At 33.6% G+C, this 15,124-nt stretch carries 15 protein-coding genes and 1 tRNA gene; 15 read left to right on the plus strand and 1 reads right to left on the minus strand.

Annotation, left to right across the window (positions count from 1 at the left end):
• Positions 1–115: 115 nt before the first annotated feature.
• The 3 genes from LAB100_RS10430 to LAB100_RS10440 all read left to right on the plus strand — a co-directional run bounded on the left by LAB100_RS10430 (position 116) and on the right by LAB100_RS10440 (position 3,263).
• Positions 116–817 carry a GntR family transcriptional regulator gene (locus tag LAB100_RS10430; protein WP_119327072.1) on the plus strand — a complete coding sequence of 234 codons (702 nt, stop codon included), beginning with the start codon at positions 116–118 and terminating at the stop codon, positions 815–817.
• A gap of 71 nt (positions 818–888) precedes the next feature.
• A complete protein-coding gene (locus LAB100_RS10435; RefSeq protein WP_119327071.1) occupies positions 889–2,283 on the plus strand; it encodes an O-antigen ligase family protein in 1,395 nt (464 codons plus the stop codon).
• A 170-nt stretch (positions 2,284–2,453) separates the two neighbouring features.
• Positions 2,454–3,263 carry an SLAP domain-containing protein gene (locus LAB100_RS10440; protein WP_119327070.1) on the plus strand — a complete coding sequence of 270 codons (810 nt, stop codon included), beginning with the start codon at positions 2,454–2,456 and terminating at the stop codon, positions 3,261–3,263.
• Positions 3,264–3,450: 187 nt separating this feature from the next.
• Here LAB100_RS10440 and LAB100_RS10445 read toward each other — a convergent pair whose 3' ends face one another.
• Positions 3,451–4,179 (minus strand): WecB/TagA/CpsF family glycosyltransferase, encoded by a 729-nt coding sequence (locus LAB100_RS10445; protein ID WP_119327069.1) that lies wholly within the window; start codon positions 4,177–4,179, stop codon positions 3,451–3,453.
• A 58-nt stretch (positions 4,180–4,237) separates the two neighbouring features.
• Between LAB100_RS10445 and LAB100_RS10450 the strand changes: the two genes are divergently transcribed.
• The 12 genes from LAB100_RS10450 to LAB100_RS10505 all read left to right on the plus strand — a co-directional run bounded on the left by LAB100_RS10450 (position 4,238) and on the right by LAB100_RS10505 (position 14,933).
• The gene (locus LAB100_RS10450) at positions 4,238–5,314 is read left to right on the plus strand and encodes a glycosyltransferase (RefSeq protein ID WP_119327068.1); all 1,077 of its coding nucleotides are present in this window, start codon (positions 4,238–4,240) and stop codon (positions 5,312–5,314) included.
• Between the two features lie 43 nt (positions 5,315–5,357).
• On the plus strand, positions 5,358–6,830 hold the full coding sequence (locus tag LAB100_RS10455; protein ID WP_119327067.1) for a nicotinate phosphoribosyltransferase: 1,473 nt from the start codon (positions 5,358–5,360) through the stop codon (positions 6,828–6,830).
• A gap of 1 nt (position 6,831) precedes the next feature.
• Positions 6,832–7,650, plus strand: a complete 819-nt coding sequence (gene nadE, locus LAB100_RS10460; RefSeq protein ID WP_119327066.1) for an NAD(+) synthase — start codon at positions 6,832–6,834, stop codon at positions 7,648–7,650.
• Between the two features lie 111 nt (positions 7,651–7,761).
• Positions 7,762–8,946: an aminotransferase class I/II-fold pyridoxal phosphate-dependent enzyme gene (locus tag LAB100_RS10465; protein WP_119327065.1), complete on the plus strand. Its 1,185-nt coding sequence runs from the start codon at positions 7,762–7,764 to the stop codon at positions 8,944–8,946.
• Between the two features lie 9 nt (positions 8,947–8,955).
• Positions 8,956–10,410: a glycosyltransferase family protein gene (locus LAB100_RS10470; protein WP_119327064.1), complete on the plus strand. Its 1,455-nt coding sequence runs from the start codon at positions 8,956–8,958 to the stop codon at positions 10,408–10,410.
• Positions 10,403–11,383, plus strand: coding sequence for a glycosyltransferase family 2 protein (locus LAB100_RS10475; protein ID WP_119327063.1), 981 nt, complete (start codon positions 10,403–10,405; stop codon positions 11,381–11,383). Before LAB100_RS10470 ends, LAB100_RS10475 begins: the two co-directional genes overlap by 8 nt.
• Before the next feature lie 5 nt (positions 11,384–11,388).
• A complete protein-coding gene (locus LAB100_RS10480; protein ID WP_119327062.1) occupies positions 11,389–11,823 on the plus strand; it encodes a hypothetical protein in 435 nt (144 codons plus the stop codon).
• Positions 11,823–12,287 carry a SprT family protein gene (locus LAB100_RS10485; RefSeq protein WP_119327061.1) on the plus strand — a complete coding sequence of 155 codons (465 nt, stop codon included), beginning with the start codon at positions 11,823–11,825 and terminating at the stop codon, positions 12,285–12,287. Before LAB100_RS10480 ends, LAB100_RS10485 begins: the two co-directional genes overlap by 1 nt.
• Before the next feature lie 36 nt (positions 12,288–12,323).
• A tRNA-Leu gene (locus LAB100_RS10490) sits at positions 12,324–12,409 on the plus strand.
• Between the two features lie 168 nt (positions 12,410–12,577).
• The gene (locus LAB100_RS10495; RefSeq protein ID WP_281274001.1) at positions 12,578–13,426 is read left to right on the plus strand and encodes a helix-turn-helix domain-containing protein; all 849 of its coding nucleotides are present in this window, start codon (positions 12,578–12,580) and stop codon (positions 13,424–13,426) included.
• A 125-nt stretch (positions 13,427–13,551) separates the two neighbouring features.
• Complete coding sequence (locus tag LAB100_RS10500; RefSeq protein ID WP_119327059.1) at positions 13,552–14,055, plus strand: SLAP domain-containing protein; 504 nt, start codon at positions 13,552–13,554, stop codon at positions 14,053–14,055.
• 350 nt (positions 14,056–14,405) lie between these two features.
• The gene (locus LAB100_RS10505; protein ID WP_119327058.1) at positions 14,406–14,933 is read left to right on the plus strand and encodes an SLAP domain-containing protein; all 528 of its coding nucleotides are present in this window, start codon (positions 14,406–14,408) and stop codon (positions 14,931–14,933) included.
• Positions 14,934–15,124 lie beyond the last annotated feature (191 nt).

The following is a 15,124-nucleotide window of genomic DNA, read 5'->3' on the forward strand; positions in this document are numbered from 1 at the left end:
TTTTTATTTTCTAAAGTTTTTAGACCAATTGTTAAAAAATTTAGACCAATTCTTAATTTTTGTCAGAAATACTGTATAATTAACAGAAGTAACGCTGTAAAGGGAGTGCCAGATAATGAAGGTACCAGTATATATACAAATTCATAATGAGATAAGAAAAGAAATTGAATCAGGTAAGTGGGCTGTCGGTGAACGAATTCCTTCTGAAAGACAACTTTCACAGGATTTCGATGTTAGTCGGATGACACTTCGCCAAGCTATCCAAACTCTTGTCGATGAGGGGATTTTACAAAGACAAGTTGGTTCTGGAACTTATGTTGCTAGCAGTAAAGTGCAAGAAAAGATGTCTGGAACAACAAGTTTTACCGAAATTACCGAAAGCCAAGGCAAGAAACCTTCAAGTAAGACGGTTTCTTACCATGTAGCTGATCCTTCTATCAGTGAGTTAGAAAAATTGAAATTAAAAGAAGGCGATCAAGTTCTTCGGATGGAGAGAATTCGTTATGCCGATAAACAACCGATATGTTTTGAGGTTGCAACTATTCCGATTGGAATAGTCAATAGTCTAAATAAAAAAGACATTACGTCTTCTCTTTACAAGGCTTTGGAAGACAAAGCTGGGTTAAAATTAGGTAACGCTACTCAAACCGTATCCGCAATTTTGGCTTCAGAAAAGATTGCTAACTTTTTGAATGTTAAACGCGGTTCAGCGGTACTTAGAGTGCGTCAAATAACTACTTTAGATGACGGTCGACCATTTGAATATGTTCGTTCACAATATGCCGGCGATCGTTTTGAATTTTACTTAGAAAGATAATTTCTTTAAAACGAGTTTTAGGGTAAGATATTACCTAACATTGCTTTTAAATTTTTAACTGGGAGTCACTTATGCAAAGCTTTATTAAAAAGTATAGTATCTTTTTGATGCTGTACATTATATTTCAACCAGTATTAGATGCTGTTACGGGATTGATGATGAGAGCCCGAATTGATGTAACCTTCGGTGTTTTGATTAGGATGGCTGTTATGGCTGTCACTATCTTTTATATTCTGATTTTCTTGATATTGAATCGGGATAATAAACATGGGTTTAGGGTTATCGGTTATTTTGTACTTTTAGCATTGGTTTCAGTAATCAGTTTGATAATAAACTATAAAACTAAAGAATTATTTGTTCCTTCTTTAGAATTAACCACTTTAGCTAAGAGTTTATATTATCCAATTATGTTATTGGCATATTTTTATGCCTTTGAAGAATTGGCTGAAGATCGAATTATTAATCGATTTTTCCCTAAGGTGATTTTTATCGCCATAAATATCATTAGTGTAATTATGATTGTGGCTCACTTCACTAAAACGAGTTTCAGTTCATATTCATATTACAAACTAGGAGAGAGTGGTTGGTTTTTCGCAGCCAATGAATTGAGTGCAATTGTATCAATTACTTTCCCAATTATGGTTTGGTATGCTTTGAAGAAGATCAATAATTGGAACAGACTTTATTATTGGATTTCTATCATTGTGGGTATTTATGCCGCATTATTGATTGGTACCAAGGGTTCATTATTGGCATTATTGTTTGGAACATGTATGGCAATTTTGGCAGCAGTGATTCAATTCTTTCAAAATAGCAGTAGACGTAAGTTTACGGCTGGGATAGTTGCTTTATTGGTACTTACTCTAGGTGGTATCTTTGCAGCTTATCCAGCGATGGCTGTTTCTAGAACTGCTGAGTTACATAACAACATGATTAAGTATAAGAAGAAACAAGCCAAGACTAAAAAGGGTATAACGAAAGATCAAAAGAAGTACGTTGAAACTAACAAAACAGTTTCTTACTTGTTGAGTGGTCGAACAGTTTACTTTGAAAATGCTTCTCATAACTTTGCTAAAGCTACTCCAGCTCAAAAGGCATTTGGAATGGGTTATGCAACTAGTTTCAAGAAGGTCGAAAAAGCTAAATTGGTTGAGATGGATTATATTGATATCTTCTTCCAATTTGGTGTTATTGGGACAATTATTTATTTAGCACCATTGGCATATTGTTTAATTTACTTGATTGGATTGTTCTTGATGAAGTTCAAGTACATGTGGTCATTCAAATGGGCAATGTTAGTTGCCAGTGTAGCAATAGGCTTTGGAATGGCTTTGATGACGGGTCATGTTATTGAGGCTCCTTCAGTAAGTATTTATTTTGTAACCATTTTGAGTTATGCCATGCTTAATGCACGTATTTTCCAAAGAACTAAAGAAGATCCATTTACAATTGAGGTTGAAGAATAAAAATCAATTTAAAAAGACATCCTTTGAGGGTGTCTTTTTTTGATAGAACATATATTTAGTAATTGGTTTCTGATTAAAAATATTTTTGTTTATACTCTTGAATCGTTGATTTCATAGTGTACAATCAAGAAGTGTATCATACAAAAACACATCAAAAAGAGGAAATAAACGTGAAAAAAAGAAACATTTTTATCACATCAGCATTAATTCTATTGGCACCATCAGTACTTTCGTTTTCACAACAAAACTCACAAGCTGCAACTAAATTGGTTGGTCGTACTAACACTATAACTAGTCTAGTTGATTCAACTGGTAAGGCTATTCAAAATCGTGGACTTGCTGCTAACACTGATTGGCAATTAGGTAAGATCATCAATATTAACGGCAATACTTATTATCAAGTATCTACTGATGAATATGCACTTTCAACAAACATGAATGTTGTAGATAATTCAACTACAGATACTACTGATACAAATAATGACACAACAACTACTAATGTAGCTGGTAAGACTGGAACATTGACTGCTGCTGCTAAAGTAGTCGACGCTAATGGTAATCAAACAGGAACAGTTCTTGATGCTGGATCATCATGGAAATTAGGTGAAACTAAGAGTATTAATGGTAATGACTATTATCAAGTTGCCACTAATTCTTATGTCATATCATTAGTTGTTAAAATTAACACTACAACAACTAATGACAACACTTATGTAGCTCCTACACCAAATAATGGTTTAATTGCCACAACCAATGTTGCTACTAAAGCTTATAATTATGCTACAAATTCATATGATCAAACATTACCAGCTGGTTCAGCTTGGAAGGTTTCTAAATTAGTAGTTAATAAGTATGGCTCATACTGGGGACAAATTTCATCAAACGAATATGTTTGGCTTGGTGATGTAACGATTAACAGTGGTCTTAACTTGAAAGATAACTCAGAATATATCGCCGACTTTGCCACAGGTATTAAATAGTTTATTGAAGGATGCGGTTGTCTGCAGAGATTTTACTTTTGACTGGAAATCGGTTTTTAGTATTGTTAATTAAATTTTGAGAAATAAAAAGGCAGTGTCTATTTAAAATTCAGGTATAAATGTATACCATGAATCTTATAGATACTGCCTTTTAATATTTGATTGTTGTGGAGGACGGCAAAGTTAATTACCCTTTGTTTTTCTTTTCTTTGTTAATCAAATTCATATATTTAGGAATAGCTGTCATTCTACCAATACGTGTTGGTTCTTTTACTAAACGATAGAGCCATTCCAAATTCAACTTTTGAACGATTTTAGGGGCACGTTTCTTAGTTCCAGAGAAAACGTCGAAACTACCACCGACACCGATCCAAATTGCATCAGCACTATTACGATACTTGTTAATAAAGACTTCTTGTTTAGGTGAACCCAAAGCAACTAAAACAATATTAGGTTTCTTTTCAGAAATCTCAGTTACTATTTCAGATTCATCTTTGAAATAACCATCATGAAAACCAACCAAGTCGACTTGAGGATAATCATTTTTTATTTTTTCAGCACTTGCTTGGATAACTTCAGGCTTAGCGCCAAGTAAATAAACTTTTAATTGTTTGCGATTTGCTGCTGAAATTAGATATTGTAGGGTATCGAATCCCGTAATTCTTTCATGAATAGGTGTACCAAGGCTTTTGGCACCTTTAATGATACCAATTCCATCAGGAATAACGTAATCTGCGTTATTGACAATTTTTGAAAAATTGCTATCTTTTCTAGCTGAAAGAACAATTTCAGGATTCGGTGTTACGATGAACTTATTAGCTTTAAGGTCAAGGTCGTCATCCAAATATTTATGAAATTGTTTTTCAGTAAAGTTATCAAACTCTGTACCTAAAATATTTACTCTATTTTTGTGCATGGCGTTCTCCTTTAATGTATTATTATACACGAGAAAGATTAATTTGAGAGGTGTCTTAATGAGGGTTTTACATATTAATGCCGGTAATGAAGACGGTGGAGCTCGTACTTATATTGTTAACCTGATGAAAGGTCAAAAGTTAACTGGTGAAGAAAGTACCTTGCTGACTTTTCAGGAAGGTCCAGTTTCCAAAATGGCTCGAGAAAATGGTTTAAGTGTTTCAGTGATGAAGCAAAAGCAACGATTCGACTTATCGATTCTAAAACCGTTAGCTCAATATATCAATAATAACAAATTCGATATTGTTCATACCCATGGGCCACGGGCCAATTATATTGTTTCTTTGATTCGGAAGAAAATTAATGCTAAATGGGTCATAACAGTGCATTCTGATCCTCGTATTGACTTTTCCGGACTAAAAGGTAAGGTTATGCTCAAATTAAATCTACACGCTCTAAAGCAAGCTGATTCACTTTTCTACATGAATCCTGATTTGGAAGATTATTTTGAATCCTTGAAAATCTCAACAGATAAAACCTATGAAGTTTTCAATGCAATTGATTTTTCAGGAATCAATCCTCGTTTCAATCGTCAATCAACTTTCAGTTTGTTGGAAGTAGCACGTTTGGTTGAAGTTAAGAATCATCGTTTGTTACTAGAGGCTTTGAGTAAAGTGAAGTTTAATTTCCGTTTGACATTAGTTGGTGATGGTCCATTGATGGATGATCTGCGTAATTTGGTTAAGGAATTAGGCTTAAAAGATAAAGTTGAATTCGTCGGTTTTCGAGAAAATACAGGCGATTTTTATCAAGAATGTGATGTTTCAATACTAACTTCTAAATCTGAAAGTTTACCAACAGTTTACTTGGAATCGGCAGCTTATGGAAAGCCAGTGATTGCCACAAACGTTGGTGCTACCAATAAAATTATTAACGATGAAACTGGCTGGTTAGTTGAATCGGATAATGAACAAGCATTAATTGCTGCCTTGAATGATGCACATGCATTTTGGAAGGATGGCAACTTAGATCGAAAGGGATTAGCATTGTATCAAGAAGTTAGAGATAACTATTCAATTGAAAAATTGGCAGGTAAGGTACATGCGGGTTACGAAGCGACATTGATTGCTAATTAGGGTAAAATATACCTGATAACATCAAATTAATAAGGGAGCAATAATGACTCAATTTCAAAATGAAGATTTAACTTTGCATACAGATTATTATGAACTAAATATGATGTATACATACTGGAAGAAAGGTTTGCATAATCGTCGGGCTGTTTTTGAAGTTTACTTCAGAAGCTTGCCTTTTGATAATGGATTTGCCGTTTTTGCCGGATTGGAACATGTTGTCAATTATCTTAAAAATTTAAGCTTTTCAGATTCTGATATCGATTATTTACGTGAAGATGGTGAATTCGATGAGGAGTTTTTACACTGGTTAAAAGATATGAAATTCAGTTGCACTGTGCGCTCAGCACTAGAGGGTGATTTGGTTTTCAATGAAGAACCTATCCTTCAAGTTGAGGGACCTTTAGCACAGTGTCAATTGATTGAAACGGCCATTTTAAATATGGTTAACTTCCAAACACTTATTGCTACAAAGGCAGCTCGTATTAAGACTGTTTGTGGTGATGATCCCGTTATGGAATTTGGTTCACGTCGTGCTCAAGAAGTTGACGCTGCTATTTGGGGTACTCGTGCCGCTTATATTGCCGGGTTTGATGCTACAAGTAATGTTTTAGCTGGTAAGTTGTTTGGTATCCCAATTTCAGGAACTCATGCGCATGCTTTGGTACAAACTTATCGTAATGAATATGCTGCTTTCAAAGCTTACGCAACAACTCATAAGGATTGTGTCTTCTTAGTTGATACTTACGATACTTTGAAGAGTGGGGTTCCAAGTGCCATTAAGGTAGCCCGTGAGATGGGCGATAAGATCAATTTCTTAGGTGTTAGAATTGATTCTGGGGATATGGCTTATATCTCTAAGCGTGTTAGAAAACAACTTGATGAAGCTGGTTTTCCTAATGCTAAAATCTATGCTTCTAACGATCTTGATGAGAAGACTGTTCTTAATTTGAAGATGCAAGACGCTAAGATCGATGTTTGGGGTATTGGTACCAAAGTTATTACTGCTTTTGATCAACCAGCTCTAGGTGCTGTTTATAAGATGGTAAGCATTGAAGATGCCAAAGGCAATATGATGGATACTTTGAAGCTTTCTAGTAATGCAGCTAAGATCTCTACACCTGGTAAAAAGCAGGTTTGGAGAATTACAAATAATGAAAAAAATGATAAATCAGAAGGTGATTATGTAACCTTCTGGAATGAAGATCCTAGAGAACATAGTTCACTTTATATGTTCCATCCACAATATACTTACATCAACAAGACCGTTGAAGACTTTCAGGCTAAACCTTTATTACATGATATCTTTACTAATGGAAAGTTAGTTTATGATTTGCCAAATGTTAAAGATATCAGAAAGTATTGTGCTGACAATTTGAATTCACTTTGGGATGAATACAAACGTATTTTGAATCCTCAAGTTTATCCAGTTGATTTGTCTTCTAAGCTTTACAGCCATAAGATGAAGTACATCGAAAAAATTAGAAATGATGTAAACAATATTAGATTAGGTGACTAAAATGAGACCATTGCAAAAAGAAATTATTGAATTTGAACAAACTAAACCAGAAATTGAACCTGAAACAGAAATTAGACGTTCAGTTGATTTTTTAAAAAGATATTTAAAACAACATAGTTTTTTGAAAACTTTAGTTTTAGGTATTTCTGGCGGTCAAGATTCCACTTTGGCTGGTAGACTTTCAGAGATTGCTGTTACTGAATTACGTGAGGAAACAGGTAATAATGATTACCAATTTATCGCTGTTCGTTTGCCATATGGGGAACAAGCTGATGAATCTGATTGTATGCAAGCTATCGAATGGATGAAAGCTGACAAGGTTGTTCGTGTAAATATTAAAGATAGTGTTGATGCAATGGTAAAGGCTATTGAAGATAATAGTTTGACAATTTCTGATTTTAATAAGGGAAATATCAAGGCACGTGCCAGAATGATTGCTCAATATGCTATTGCAGGTGAAAACAGTGGTGTCGTCGTAGGTACTGACCATGCGGCCGAAAATATTACTGGTTTCTATACTAAATATGGTGATGGTGCTGCCGATGTAACGCCGTTATTCCGTTTAGATAAGCGTCAGGGAAAGTCGATGCTTGCTAAGCTTGATGCTCCTAAGAATCTTTATGAGAAAGTTCCAACTGCTGATTTGGAGGAAGATCGTCCAAGTCTTCCTGATGAGAAAGCTTTGGGAGTTTCTTACAGGGATATTGATGATTATCTTGAAGGAAAAGATATTGCTCCTGAAAATGCAGAAATAATTGAAAATTGGTACAAGAAAACCGCACATAAACGTCGTCTTCCTTATACCGTATTTGATGATTAGTCAAATATTAGTGATTTCATATTTGGACATTCAAATTTTTTGAATGTCTTTTTTTTTACAAAATATCATATGGTAGAATTAAGTGTATTCTTTTAAAAGAGGTGTTTAACAGTGAAAAGTGATTTAATCTCCCTTATGAAACCATCTGTGGTTGCAATCAAACAACAAGAGATCTTTAAATTTAATGCTCGAGCAAAGAGTATTCCAGGAGCTGTTAATATGACGGTTGGCGAACCCAACTTTCATACTCCTGATCATATTAAAAAAGCTGCTATTGCAGCTATCGAAAATGATCAAACGCATTATACAGTTCCTGAAGGTGATCATAAGCTTTTGGTTGCCGTAGCTAACTATTTGCACGACAAATATGATTTAAATTATGATCCAGAAACACAAATAATTGCCACTGCGGGTGTTACTGAGGGAGTTTTCTCCGTTTTCAATGCAATTTTGCAGGATGGAGACGAAGTCTTGATTCCTTCACCAGCATTTACGATTTATGGCCCAGATGCTGATTTTAATGGTGCATCACCGGTTTACTTGGATACTTCAAAGACAGGATTTAAAGTTACACCTGAAATTTTGTCAGAAGTTTTAAGAACAAATCCTAGAATTAAGATTTTCTTGCTTAATTATCCAAGCAATCCAACGGGGGTTAGTTACACTGAGGATGAATTACAAGCTTTAGCAAATATCTTAAAAGAACACGATATTTTTGTAGTTAGTGACGAAATATATAGTGAATTGACTTATAATTTTAAGCATGTTTCATTCGGTAATATTTTGCCAGAACAGACGATTCTTTTGAATGGCTTGTCTAAGTCACATGCTATGACTGGTTGGCGTTTTGGTGTTGTTTGTGGACCTGCGGAAGTAATTTCTCAAATTAATAAGATTCATGAGTTAGCGACAACATCTATTACTTCAATTACGCAGTATGCGGCACTTGAAGCTTATACGAACGGCTATGATGATCCAATTGCAATGAGAGAGCAATATCAAGCTAGAAGAGATAAATTGTATGGTGGCTTAAAAGATTTAGGCTTTACAGCTCCAGATCCAGATGGTGCATTTTATCTATTCATTAAGATTCCTGAACAATATGAACAGGATGATGTAAAATTTGCTAATCAATTGTTGGAAGAAGAACATTTGGCAATCTTACCAGGTAGTTTCTTTGGTATCGGTGGCGAAGGTCATTTGAGAATCAGCTATGCAGCAAGCATGGAGAATATCTCTGAATGTCTTTCAAAATTGGGCAGTTTTTTGAAGGAATATAAAAACTTGCAAGTATAGAGGGGTAACATGCTAAGTAAATTTCAAAGTATTATTAGCAAAGTAATTATTGCTTGTTTAGCAATTTTTACGACTGTTGTATTGATACAAATGGGACAGTTTTATACAGTTAATTATTTAAAGATTGAACCAGTACTAGCCATACTGGTTTTTCTTTGTGCAATTATTTTTGTCGGTGGCATTGGTTACTGGCTTTATCGAATTAGGGATGACGATACTAATTTGAATCGCTTGATTCTAATTAGTATGTTATTAGTTTTTGCGATTGTGGCAATTGTTTGGTTAAAAGTTGTGCCACAGAAACAAGTTAGTGATTTTTTGGCATTTTGGAGAACAGCTCCGAAAGCACTAGATGGACAAAAAATATTTAATTATGACAATGATTATTTTGCAAAATGGGCTTATCAAACAGGATTTTTAGTCTATGTTATGACAGTAGTTAAAGTTTTTGGACATCATGTTATTGCAATTCAATTACTAAATGTTGTTTATCAAGTATTGATCTTGTATCTAGTTTATTTAATTTCAATGCAGATTTTTAATAAAGTTAAACTTGCTCGATTGTCAGTTTTTATTTTGATGATTGATTTAGATTGGTTTGCTTTAAACAGTCAAGCTGATAATCAATATTTAGGGATGATGCTGTTTCTTTTAACATTTTATCTAATTATGAAGAATAAGTACTGGTCTTATGCCTTAGCGGGTCTTACCCTAGCTTTAGGAAGTATCATCCGACCCATTGGTCCTGTAGTGATTGCTGGTATTGTAGTTTACGCTTTGCTATATTTAGTGATTCACGAAGGTAAGTTTGATCTATCTGCTATTGGAAAAGTTTTAATAACTTTAGTTATTTATGAACTGCTCTTTACTGGCGCTGGAATGGCTATTAAGAATTCAGGTCTTAATTCATATGGATTAACTAATCGAGATTCCGAGTGGAAATTCGTGATTGGTCTAGATGCAAATTCAAATGGGTCATATGATCAAGCAATGGTAAATAGATTTGATCTTAAGACTAGTCGTTCCAAGATGAGTGCCAAAGAATATCAAATAATTCATGAAAATATTCAAAATTTGAATTCAACTAATGGCTGGTTGAAATTATTCTGGAATAAGAACATGACCATGTGGGCCGCTAGATCAACGACGATTGATTTTACTGGTTTTGAAACGATACATTCCTTAAAGATAAGTAATTTAGTTAAATTGTTAGGTTATCTAGGGTCAGTAGGATTGATTATTCTTTCATGGTTTGGTTCGTTGAAGTTGTTTAAAATGAAATTGAATAAGCAAATATTTTTGATTATTCTGCCATTAATGGCGTATGCAGTTGTACAATTATTAATTGAAGTTCAAGGACGATATCGTCTAGAATTTTTACCAGTAATTGCAATACTTGGCGGTTTAGGATTGTATAGTATTTGTGATTGGGCAAGATCAAGATGGGGGAAATCAAATGTCTGATTTATTTAAATTGAGCATTGTGGTGCCTTGTTATAACGAAGAAGAAGTTCTACATGAAACTACTAAAGAATTGACTGGAATTGTTCAAGGTTTGATCGATAGTGCCAAAATAACAAAAACAAGTAAGATAGTTTTTGTTGATGATGGCAGTAAAGATAAGACTTGGCAGTTGATTGACGAATTTTCGAAGAAATATAATACTGTTTCGGGTGTAAAGTTAAGTCGGAATTTTGGTCATCAGGGTGCTTTGTTAGCTGGTGTTACTAGTGCGTCTGAAGATTCTGATGCCGTTATAACGATAGATGCCGATTTGCAGGATGATGTTAATGCCATTCCTAAGATGGTGGACGAATATCTTAAAGGTGCAGAAGTGGTTTATGGTGTCAGAAACAATCGCGATACTGATACGAAATTCAAACGTAATACGGCAGAATTGTTCTATAAATTCATGGGATTTTTGGGTGTTAAGTTAGTCCCGGATTCAGCCGATTATCGCTTGATGAGCCAACGTGCTTGCAAAGTATTACTTAGTTATCGAGAAAGAAATTTATTTTTACGAGGAATCGTACCTTTGATCGGTTTCAAATCGGCTAAGGTTTACTATGCACGTAAGGAAAGATTTGCCGGTGAATCTAAATATCCATTGCGGAAAATGATTAAATTTGCCATAGATGGAATCACTTCATTTTCAATAGTTCCTATTAAGTTGATCATGGGGTTAGGATTTGTTATCGTCTTTGTCAGTTTGGTTCTATTGATATATAGTTTTGTACAAAAAATCAATGGCAATGTAGTTGATGGCTGGTCATCATTAATGATATCTATTTGGGCACTTGGTGGTGTACAATTAATAAGTATTAGTGTGATCGGTGAGTATGTTGGAAAAATCTTTAGCGAAGTTAAACAACGCCCAAGATTTACTGTTGAAAGAGATATTTACACCGAAAAAACACGAGAAGAAAATAAGAGGTAATTACTATGAATGCCGCACAAAAAAGAGCAATGCAATATGGTCAATTGATCAACAATACTGTTCAATCAATTCAAGATGAACAAGATAAATTAAATCCAGAATTTGAAAAATTACGTGATGCACTTGATCGTAGTAAAGTTGACAAGATGGATGATGTTGAATATACAAAGATTCAAAAAGATTTTGCTACGGGAACAAAAAATTATCAAGCAACTTTGGCTAAACTAGAAAAAGGTAAGGCTCCTGCACGTTTGATGGGGACACATATTTCTTTAGTTTCAGCATTTAAAAACTACGTTGCTGGTTGTGCTGATATGACTGATAGTATTGGTGATAATAAACAAGTTGATCGTCATAAATTTGATGAAGCTGAAAAAGTGCAAGATGAATATATGGATAAGTTTTCTAAATTAATTCAAAAGTTAACTAATCTAGCTTAATGACTGATCGAGAATTAACTGAATTAATAAAAAAGGTTTCCCAAGAATATTTTGGGAAACCTTTTATTCATCAAGCATATTTTAATAATCGGCTTAAAACAACTGGCGGCCGTTTTCATCTAAAAGATAGACATATTGATATTAATCCTAAGATATATCAGGATTTTGGATATCAGGAGTTGATTGGCGTTATCAAACATGAATTATGTCATTATCATTTGTATAATGATGATCTACCAGCACAACATAAGGATCGTAGTTTTAAAGTGTTGTTGGAACAAGTTGGTGGTTCAAGATATTCTCCAATTCAACCAATATCCAAAAAGAAAAATTATCATATATATGAATGTACTAATTGTCATCATATTTATAAAAGAGTAAGAAAAATGAATCTTCAAAAGTACGTCTGTGGCAAGTGTCGTGGCAGATTGAAGTATCTGCATGATATGACAATTTCGTCTTGATAAATTTTATGCCGAATTGTATACTAGTATTTGCATGCGGGTATGGCGGAATTGGCAGACGCGCAAGACTAAGGATCTTGTGGAGGGTTTCCTCCGTGGAAGTTCGAATCTTCTTACCCGCATCACTAAAGTAGTTAGACATTTTTGTCTAGCTGCTTTTTTTTTGCTCATGCAAATGTCATAAAAAAATATTTAGTTTTTAGACTTTATATTTATTATAAGTGTATATATTTTTCTATGAGGTGGTATAGTATTATTGATAAATGTCATAACGATATTAAGATGGGAGTGTGTTGCCATTGTTTCTTGGATCTATTATTTATAATAAAAGACGAGAAATGAATTTGACTCAAATTGAGCTAGCCAACGATATTTGTACTCAAAATACGATCAGTAAAATTGAAAAGCATAATATCGCACCAACAGTGAATATTCTGATTAAAATTTGTTTGAAATTAGGCTTAACATTGAATGATGTGTTTAGTGATTTTTCGGATAAATCTTCTGCCAATGAGGAAAGTATTCTGGATGCGATAGAAAATGATGTTTTATTGAAGAAGACTGATAATATTGAAGACCGATTGTCATTGTTAGAAGGAAAATTGAGTAACAATGATATGAAACAATATGAATTAGTTAACGGTGTGATGGATTATTTGAAGGGGCGTTTTGATGCTTCATTATTTACTTTAGATAAAGTTCTACAACTTACTAAGTCAGGCAAAGATGATATTTATACTTTGCTTTCGTACTTATTCAAAGGATTAAATTATCTAGGTCAAAAACATTACGATCGTGCCCAGTATTATTTCCAAATGATCGATGACTCTATTGATGATGATTCAGTAATCTCAAATGCTAGTGATTTGGAAATTCTCTTTATTTGTAAGACTTTGGCTAATTCATTTAATGATATGGAATTATATAAGAGGTCATATGACTTTAGTCAAATAGGGATTAACTTTGCTCAGACAAAACATGTCTCTTATTTCTTGGATGAGTTGAATTATGCCGCAGCCAACTCATTAAAGAATAATGATGGCGATAGACAGGAATATGAAGATCACAATAATTTGGCTTTTTATTTGGCTAAAGCCAACAAGAATCAAGAATTGTTAGAAAAAATGAATAATAAATAAATCAAATCATCAGAAAATTTTCTGGTGATTTTTTTTATAAAAAAAGAAATAAGCTTTGTAATTGCTAAAATTGTTTAAACATATTACTATTCACTTAGTCTAAGGAGACTAAGGAAGTACAAAAAATGAGAAGAAAGGTAATAGTAGCGATTTTTGCAATCGTGCTAGGTATTGGATTTTCATTTTTACCTACTGAAACTGTCAAGGCTGAATCCGTAACTAGCGGGTATTATGTCGATGTCAGTTCTTCATCCGCTAAAGTATATAACGTTGATGGGGAATACTTAGACAAAACTGAATCAGAGAATAGCGATTGGTATCTTGGGAGAACAATTGATATCAAAGGAACAGATTATTATCAGATTGCTACGAATGAATATTTAAGCTCTAATGATAGTTATGTATACCGTGACAGACCTGAAGTTATCAGAGTTGATACTGATGGAGATATTCCAGTTTTTAACCATAAATTTGTTGAGAGTTCTGAAGTTGCATTAGCACCAGGTACTTACTGGTATTCAGATCGAGTTATTACTACGCCAGATGGTATGCCGTTTGTCAGAGTAGCGACAGATGAATATGTTGGTATGTGGTACGTAATTCAACAATCGTTTACATCAAGAATATAGAAAAAAAGATTATCTTTAAAGAACATTAAAGATAATCTTTTTTATATTCATGATATGTTGTGTCTACAAAAGTAAATAGTATCAAGAGTTATAACGTTTTTTGCAATTAAAGATATTGAATATACAAAATTTTTTATAAAAAAATATCTAATTTAATGACAAAAAGTTGTTGAAATTGATTCAAAATCCTTGTACTATGTAGTTGCTTATAATTATGCCGAAAATGTATAAGCTACTGTGTGAATTATTAATATTTTTATTTTATTTACAAAATCAATTTTTGTGTACGCTATTTTTCTGCCAAAAAATAGCTGCGCACGGGGAACTAATATTATAGTGAGGTCAGAAAAATGAAAAAAACTATCTTGTTTTTAGTGTGTGCTTTATTAGGTACAGGAAGCGCTTTAACAGCTGCTACAAATTCAGTTACTGATGTAAATGCCCAATCAGTAACTCAAAAGGGAGACTTTGCCCAAGTAGATGTAAATGAAGCTCAAGTCTACGATCAAAACGGTAACAAAACTGATATTGCACTCCAAGACAATAGTACTTGGCAAGTTGCCAAAACTCAAAGTATCAATGGAACTGATTATTTCCAAGTTGCACCTAATCAATTTCTAAGTTCAAAGGATAGTTTTGCATATAAAGTTCGTCCCATGGTCATTAAAGTTCAATCACTTGATGGTGCTGATGAACCTGTAAGAGTTTATCAGCATAATTTGGTACAAAAAAATAACGTATCTATAGAACCAAATAGCCGGTGGGCTACTGATACTGAAATAAATACGTCTAACGGTATGCCTTTTTTACGTATTGCTCCCGATGAGTACGTTGCCATGTACGATGTTGTTGAACAATCCTTTAAGGCTACTATTTAATTTTATATTTTAAAGCTGTGTGTGAATTATTATTTGAAGATATCTGTGGTATGCCGACCATGGATATCTTTTTTTATTTTATATACATATCAATTTTTATGTACACTGCCAAATGCACTTAAAAATTTAACTAATATCTATATGAGGTCATTCCTTAATACAATTCGTAGTTTACTATCATTTAGCAGATA

Origin of the sequence: Companilactobacillus musae, from assembly GCF_003967595.1 — a bacterium.
Lineage (GTDB): Bacteria > Bacillota > Bacilli > Lactobacillales > Lactobacillaceae > Companilactobacillus > Companilactobacillus musae.

What these genes read in the sequence shown, in the direction of transcription:
- LAB100_RS10485 (WP_119327061.1), top strand. Translation starts at nt 11,823, where the DNA reads ATGACTGATCGAGAATTAACTGAATTAATAAAAAAGGTTTCCCAAGAA.
- LAB100_RS10445 (WP_119327069.1), bottom strand. Translation starts at nt 4,179, where the DNA reads ATGCACAAAAATAGAGTAAATATTTTAGGTACAGAGTTTGATAACTTT.
- LAB100_RS10450 (WP_119327068.1), top strand. Translation starts at nt 4,238, where the DNA reads ATGAGGGTTTTACATATTAATGCCGGTAATGAAGACGGTGGAGCTCGT.
- LAB100_RS10470 (WP_119327064.1), top strand. Translation starts at nt 8,956, where the DNA reads ATGCTAAGTAAATTTCAAAGTATTATTAGCAAAGTAATTATTGCTTGT.
- LAB100_RS10505 (WP_119327058.1), top strand. Translation starts at nt 14,406, where the DNA reads ATGAAAAAAACTATCTTGTTTTTAGTGTGTGCTTTATTAGGTACAGGA.
- LAB100_RS10430 (WP_119327072.1), top strand. Translation starts at nt 116, where the DNA reads ATGAAGGTACCAGTATATATACAAATTCATAATGAGATAAGAAAAGAA.
- LAB100_RS10435 (WP_119327071.1), top strand. Translation starts at nt 889, where the DNA reads ATGCAAAGCTTTATTAAAAAGTATAGTATCTTTTTGATGCTGTACATT.
- LAB100_RS10480 (WP_119327062.1), top strand. Translation starts at nt 11,389, where the DNA reads ATGAATGCCGCACAAAAAAGAGCAATGCAATATGGTCAATTGATCAAC.
- LAB100_RS10455 (WP_119327067.1), top strand. Translation starts at nt 5,358, where the DNA reads ATGACTCAATTTCAAAATGAAGATTTAACTTTGCATACAGATTATTAT.
- LAB100_RS10475 (WP_119327063.1), top strand. Translation starts at nt 10,403, where the DNA reads ATGTCTGATTTATTTAAATTGAGCATTGTGGTGCCTTGTTATAACGAA.
- nadE (WP_119327066.1), top strand. Translation starts at nt 6,832, where the DNA reads ATGAGACCATTGCAAAAAGAAATTATTGAATTTGAACAAACTAAACCA.
- LAB100_RS10500 (WP_119327059.1), top strand. Translation starts at nt 13,552, where the DNA reads ATGAGAAGAAAGGTAATAGTAGCGATTTTTGCAATCGTGCTAGGTATT.